This is a genomic window from Lactiplantibacillus sp. ME-2 (genome assembly GCF_022549155.1).
In the GTDB taxonomy this organism is placed as follows: domain Bacteria; phylum Bacillota; class Bacilli; order Lactobacillales; family Lactobacillaceae; genus Lactiplantibacillus; species Lactiplantibacillus plantarum.
In genome coordinates this window covers 48,138-54,991 of the sequence record NZ_JAKZEQ010000023.1, presented here as the reverse complement: position 1 = coordinate 54,991, position 6,854 = coordinate 48,138, and the positions used below count along the sequence as shown (strand labels likewise).

General features: G+C 38.7%; 4 protein-coding genes. All 4 read right to left on the bottom strand.

What is annotated here, in order from left to right:
- Positions 1–126 precede the first annotated feature (126 nt).
- Positions 127–3,777 (bottom strand): BREX system P-loop protein BrxC, encoded by a 3,651-nt coding sequence (gene brxC / locus MMY95_RS09610; RefSeq protein ID WP_097558087.1) that lies wholly within the window; start codon positions 3,775–3,777, stop codon positions 127–129.
- A 34-nt stretch (positions 3,778–3,811) separates the two neighbouring features.
- Positions 3,812–4,393 carry a DUF1788 domain-containing protein gene (locus tag MMY95_RS09605; protein WP_021357610.1) on the bottom strand — a complete coding sequence of 194 codons (582 nt, stop codon included), beginning with the start codon at positions 4,391–4,393 and terminating at the stop codon, positions 3,812–3,814.
- A gap of 2 nt (positions 4,394–4,395) precedes the next feature.
- Positions 4,396–4,989, bottom strand: a complete 594-nt coding sequence (locus MMY95_RS09600) for a DUF1819 family protein (RefSeq protein WP_027822945.1) — start codon at positions 4,987–4,989, stop codon at positions 4,396–4,398.
- Positions 4,990–5,191: 202 nt separating this feature from the next.
- Positions 5,192–6,781 (bottom strand): alpha-rhamnosidase, encoded by a 1,590-nt coding sequence (locus tag MMY95_RS09595; protein WP_158099649.1) that lies wholly within the window; start codon positions 6,779–6,781, stop codon positions 5,192–5,194.
- Between the last annotated feature and the right edge of the window lie 73 nt (positions 6,782–6,854).

The window sequence follows — 6,854 nt, the reverse complement described above, 5'->3', positions numbered from 1 at the left end:
GATTCGTTTTTCCTCAGATTATACCTGAATTTTTAGTTTTCAGACAGTCCCTAGTTTCCGTCGCGATTCAATTGCAAAATTTTTAATGGCTGTTTTGTCCATTTGTAATTCCTTTCAACTTGACTATTAAAGATCAATCTTCAATTCATCAACATTATCCAACTGAGCAATTAATACTTTTCGTAATTGTGCCAATTGCTCGTCAACATCTTTGGCACTAGTTACCTGCCATGAACGGTTAACTGGCAAATTTTTAAGACTAACATGCTTCGTTGTCGGTACTAGAGGCGTTACCGTTGTTGAAGTGACCGTTGGAGTTTGATCCTCATTTGTATTTGTTTCATCTTTATCCACTTGTTTCTGTGCACGTTGTAATGCAGCTTGTTTTCTCTCAATTTCAACGATTTCTTCATCAATGCGCGTCTGTAAATTATCCTTCTTAACGGAAGCCTTAGATTTAATTACGACCAATTCATCCAAATTACGAGCTGCTTGTGCTTCTTGAATAAATTGTTCGAAAGCTTGATTGATGGTCGTTTCAAACTGACCAATTAAGCCATTATTCTTTGCGTAATTCAAAGCTGCTTGCCATTCAATATTGACATTCGCTTTAATATCCGCTTCAGTTTTATCAAACTCTTCACTATACGCGCTATTAAATTCTTCATTAAGACTGTTCAATTCATTTAACCGATCAGCCTTGTTTGCATCAATTCGGGCTTTAATTTGCTTATAGATCTTACCAACCTCAGCCCCACTAATAAATGAACTAGACTTCTCATAGATATCAATCTTAGAAAGTGCATCTTTCCAGATCTTCTCTTGAGTCGGATTATTGTAAAAATCGATCAACCCATAGTCATACATATCATCGGACCAATCTAAGAAGTCATCTTGATGCTTAAATAATTTATCGTAAAATTGGTCCGTATCAGTCTGGCTAATTAAGCTATTCATCAGTTGTAAACCATTCTCTAAAACGTTTCTTCCCGGATAACGCGTAGATAGCCGCACGAACTCATTGAGTGCATCTCGCTCTTTAATCATACTTTGACGTAAATTGTTAACTAACGTATCATCTTCATCGTCATCAAAGCTCTGCCGGTTGAAGACGTCCTTAGCCACCGCTTTTAACGCTTGGCGTTTTTCTTCCGAAACGGCGACACGTGGAACAAATTGCATCTTATCAACATACTGTTTCTTCACAAAATAGTTTGCTAGTTCAACTGGCTTAGTGGTATCTTCCATGTTGATTAGTGCATTGTTAACATATACCTTAATCCGATTATCAGCAAAAAGTTTGGCCACCATCCACTTAATGTCGATATCACGGTATCCATATGGCTCTACTCCAAAACGATCCAGAATCGACTTATAAGCCACTTTACCGTGAGAACCGTTATCAGCATCCTGAACAATTCGATTCATGACAGCTTCCACCGCTTGTTTATTTTCATCAGGAGTAATTAACTCTTGATTGAATAGTGCAACAATATCTTTCTCCGACTTAACCGCCGTGATATAGCTTAAGTTACGGTAAATTTCGTCAACTAGATGTTCCTGTGCCGTATTTAAACGTTGTCCAAAACTCTTGCTTCCTGCTTCTAGCAGTTCACCGCCGACATAAATATCAGCATCTTCCAGTGCATCTTCCAAATCCACATGAACTTTTTCAATCAGGCTTACTCGCTCAGCACGCTTAACATCAATAATATTGTTAGATCGAGCATCCTTTGCGTAAGCACCTGGATCCATTACAAATTTTTGAATTTTCAATGCTTGTGATAAATTATGGGTGTAATCATCACGTCTAGGCATATCAATAATAATTTGTGGTTCACTAGGGGATAACGCGATTCGTCTTAATTCAGTTTCATCACGATTAGTATTACTTTCAGGAGTGTTCAGTTTTAGGCTTAACGTATTGTTGGCCAACCCCAATGGCTGATCATCAACGAACTGATTGAAATTAAACGTATACTGCTTGTTTAGCTTGGGATAAGTAAATTTCCGCTCAATTTTTTTCGCACCGAATAGGTAATTCCCGATTTCACGAGAGACTTCTCCTGGCTCCACATCCTGTTTTGAAATTGATCGACTAATCTCCTGCTCAGCGTTAGTTAAAAACTCAAACCCTTTAGTCGTCTCTTCAATGAAGTTTTGATTCGTTAACTCAGTCAAGGCTTCTTTAACCCGTTTTTCCAATTCAACCCGGTCGGTATCAATTGAATCAATCATCAACGTGACAACGTTATTCAGAGTAGCATTAAAATTATCTACATACTTCACCATGAACAGTGTTTCCAAAACCTGCACGGCAAATGGGTGTTCAACACCATCTGGATTAACACGTTCATTCTTAATCGCACGTTGAATCACAATCATGTGCGTGTGGTCCAAGAATTGATCTAGGCCCTGGAAGAAAATACTAAACGGAACTAACGCCCGCACGTCTTCATTTTCAATCCGTTGTGCTGATTCTTGAAAAACTGCTAGCATTGAACGTTCACCGTTTGCTAAGTGCTTACCGTCAGAACCGTTTTCCCGAATGGCAGTCAACGTATCTTGTAATAAATTATACTGATACGGTACAAATGGATAAACATCCGCAAAGTTTTCTGCACTTTGGTAATGGTCTCGCGTAATATCCGACTCAAATGTCATCAAGTTGTTGATGGCATGTTGATCATCTGAATACGTCCGCATCAGGGCCCGTTCACTTTCCGGCGTCTTGACTAATAATCGCTTATTAATTACTTCATCAACGTTCGCTGACGACATTGCGATTCGAGTATTAAAACGACCCTGAATTTTCGAGAAATCTTGTCCATTAATATGGTCCGTTACTTGATCAATTGCTTGTTGACTAGTCACAATTACCCAGGCTTTCCCATGGGTATATGTTCCCAAATCTTCAACAACACTTTGTAAATTCAACATTCGTTGCTGACTGTCACCAATATATTGACCAATCTCATCGACTAAAAACACAAGATGATAATCTGGATCTGCTTGTTTCTCAATATATTCATTAACCCGTTGGGCAAAATCCTCTACACTGAGTGGGTATTCCGTTTTAAGCTGCTCGATAAAGCCATCAGCATTTTCTTCAGTCATTTCGCCGACAGCTACGAGTGCTTCTTTGATTGTATTTTTAAAAAATGCGAACCCATTTCGAGCCTTTTGCCAAGTTCTACCTTTATCATCTAATTCTTGGAACTTAGCTTGAAACGCCTCATACTTGTCATCATTAATCAAATTGCGTTCCATGTCGGCAATCCAAAAGTCAACGCCTATCAAACCAATTTTTTCATTAAAAACTTGCCAGAAAACATTTAAAATGGCATCTTTTTGTGATTTACTACCATTCTTAGCTTTTGAATCAATATTAAATAGTATCGTTTCATTATGTACTGAAGTTGCCAATTGAATCGCATCAACAGTCTCTTGGCTTCTGATCTTATTATCATCTAAAAAATAGTCAATTGCTGGCTTGCCGGCAACATTCCGGTTTTCCAACATATAAGCTAAAATCTTTAAAAAGTGAGATTTCCCTGAACCAAAGAAACCTGAAATCCAGACTCCCATCTCCGAAGTATCATGATTAATACTGGCAACGTATGCTTTAAAAAAATCATGGAAATGCTTTTGTAATTCGTGTGTGACAACATATTCTTCTAGTTCCTGTTTTACATTAGCATCTTGTTCATCACCAATGGTAATAACACCTTTAATATTACGATCAATTGGCTTAGCGAATATATCTTTAATCTTCATTATTTTGCCCCCTCAAGGCCTTGAAAAAGTAATTCTAATTTATTTGAAAAGCACGATAATAGTTATCTTCCTTAGTTTCCCCGAACATACTAAGACTTAAACTATTATATTCACCTGGGTAGAATAAAATAACGGGTACCGATGATATGATTTGGTGCATCGTATTCAGTATTTTATGTGCCCGAATTAATGGAAAAATTTCACCAATTCCGGTTAAAAAAATCACCGAGTTTTGGCTTTCTAAATGTTTTTCCATATACTTAACAAAAAGATTTTCTGAATCTGTCATCTTGAGTACATTATTTAACTGCTCAGTCAGGTACTCAATGCCTTCATTTTCCTCCATGTCAAAAACATTCTGTCTAATACCAATTTCATCCAGTAATTTCCACATAATTTGATATACATTGAACTCAACAATATCAACACCAACTGAGGCTTGATTAAATCTACGTTCCATTTTATCAATAGCCTCCCGAACGATTGGCTTGTCCTGTGGTGCATAGCCTAGAATATAATACGAAACTTCGTTAGACAGTCCCCGACTTTCTTGAAAATCCTGATTCATAATTTTTTTCTGTAAATGCGCTAACTTCGTACTTGTGCTAACGATCATACTCACCTCCCTAAAAGCACGGCTAAATTGCGATGAGCGTGCTTAGCTTGTAACAAATCTTCTAATCTCAAATCTAGCATCGGCCGATTAACTTCGTCATAATCGCCACGATCCTTGAGCAACTCTGCTTCGCGACAAAATGTTTTAAAAATTCCCGCTAATCGTTCCACGGTCTCCTCTGTCCAGTCTGCAATTTGCGCATTTTCAACCCGTTTCCGGTTAAAAAAATCCTCAATCTCATAATCATGTAAACGCGCATCGCCTAATAGCAATTCACCACGATAAACCTCATACATAAATTCGTTAAAAAGGCGATTCATGTTCATAATTGAAATAAGATTAACCAATTTTTGATTACCGATATCTAAACTTGGAAATAAAACAAAATAATCCTGGTCTAAAGTAACCAAACGTTTCTTTAGTACCTTCAAGAGATCTTGAGTTCGCGCAGCCGTCTTCTGTTTAAAATAATTATCTTCTTCTGCTTTAGCTCTAATATCATCTTCACTGTAGCCAGCATTAAGTAATTCAATATATGCTTGAAATTCAGCAAACCAAAAAGAATGTGAAACCATTGTTGCACTATATTTTGGCATTCAATTCCACTCCCAATTATCAACCATTGATTTGTCAACAATATTCCCAACTATATAAAAGTATATCATATGCATAGCTAATAAAAATTAGGAGTTCGACGATTCCCAAAAGGATTCATCAAGCTCCTAATCTTTAATGTAATTGACTTTTATGGTCTAGAGATACTACTCAACTTAAACAACTCGGCTCAAGATATTTCCACTACGTATCTGATAAATATGTTCGTAGCAAGTATGCGGGATAACAGCTCCAGCCAAAACAATAACTATTTAGTAATATCGATCCATATGGTGAATAATTGGCATCAGTTTGATCAAAGACTTCCCAAAAAGTATCCGCACCGTTAGCCACCATTGCACCCCAATACTGCCGAATTATATCAATTGCCACTTTAGTCTGACCATTTTGCAACAACACTTCAGCCAACAACGCTTCCGTACTTGGTGTAACTGCGGTATTGGTGAAGTCAAAATCATGCAATAGCTGTTGCAACGCACGTTGTTGCTCATTCGATGGTAATACATTGGCTAGTAGCAGCTGAATCTGAGCCAGTAAATTTACTTCCTGGTTCGGCCCACTAATAAATACATCTTTATCACTATCATAGAATTCTTTAATTGTCGCAATTTTCAAATCTTCTATCCAAGCTTGTATTTCATTAACGTCCGGGTCCTTCCACTGTAATGCGAGTTTCAAAAAAGCTTTCATCGCCTGGACCAAAATACCTTGAACTGCGGCCTCCTTGTTACAATTGGTTGACCAATCAACAAAAACATCGGCACGTTGTCCCACCGTTAATCCTGTGGTTAATTGCACTTTAATAAATTCGAATGACCGCTTAACTACCGGATATAAATCATTTAATACTACTCGATCCCTGGTAGCGTCAATATATTCTGCTACGGCCATAATGAACTGCAGTTGATAATCAAACCAATACAAGTCATCCGCAACTGGTATTTTAGTTCGTGTTAGGATGTCTGCTGGCAAACGGCCCTCTTGATCTGAGAACGCCCCAAATAAATACAAACATCTTCTTGCCAGGTTCATGTGCTTAAAAGTAACGTAATCAACTTTGGCCTGCATTCGAAAATCTAACAACCACAAACGACGATCTCTTTTTGTGCCATCCTCAAAAACTGTCTGCATAGTATTTCGCAAAGTCTCTAAACAAACCTGGTCAATTTTATACAGTTCCGGCGGGTCATTGCTGAATGGCTGTACAGCTTGTTTCAATACTGCACTAGCCGCTCGAAACTCCGCATCCGCCAACACCGGCTGCCACTTTAGCGACTGACCCACCGGTTCCAACATGATGTAGCGACAGCTATAGCGGCGTTCGAACTGGACCGTGGTCGGCAATAATTCAACGTGGCGCGTGTCGTCTTGAATCCAGGCTGTGGGCAACCAACTGGTCACGCGACTAGCATCGACACTTAACTCTTGCAACTGTTCGGCAAACCTTGTCCGCATCAGTAACGGCGCGTCCATTGGCGAACCGGCCACGTCAATGGCAACTTGAAAATGGCCGACGTATAGCGCTCCCAAATCATAAATCAAACGTTCATGCTTATGTAGCGCAATTGCACCGGTGACTGGTTGCCACGTAGCTGTCGCTAAGGTAGCCTGATTGATCTTGGTGACCACCAAATAACGGCGTGGCTGAATGGTACGGGTAGTTAGTGGTACTGATATACTTGCCTTTGTCAGTAATTTAGGATTGGCAGTAAAACATTGGTCAGTAAGCTTATGAAACTTGTGATCATCTTCATTACTAAAAGTAACTGTCATTTTTTAACCCCATCTCTATCCGTCTAAGTTGCTACCGAATACCATCTTCCAAAATCTAATCATGAACCAGTAC

Coding starts and splice junctions, on each gene's coding strand:
- MMY95_RS09605 (WP_021357610.1), bottom strand. CDS start 4,393: ATGATCGTTAGCACAAGTACGAAGTTAGCGCATTTACAGAAAAAAATT.
- brxC (WP_097558087.1), bottom strand. CDS start 3,777: ATGAAGATTAAAGATATATTCGCTAAGCCAATTGATCGTAATATTAAA.
- MMY95_RS09595 (WP_158099649.1), bottom strand. CDS start 6,781: ATGACAGTTACTTTTAGTAATGAAGATGATCACAAGTTTCATAAGCTT.
- MMY95_RS09600 (WP_027822945.1), bottom strand. CDS start 4,989: ATGCCAAAATATAGTGCAACAATGGTTTCACATTCTTTTTGGTTTGCT.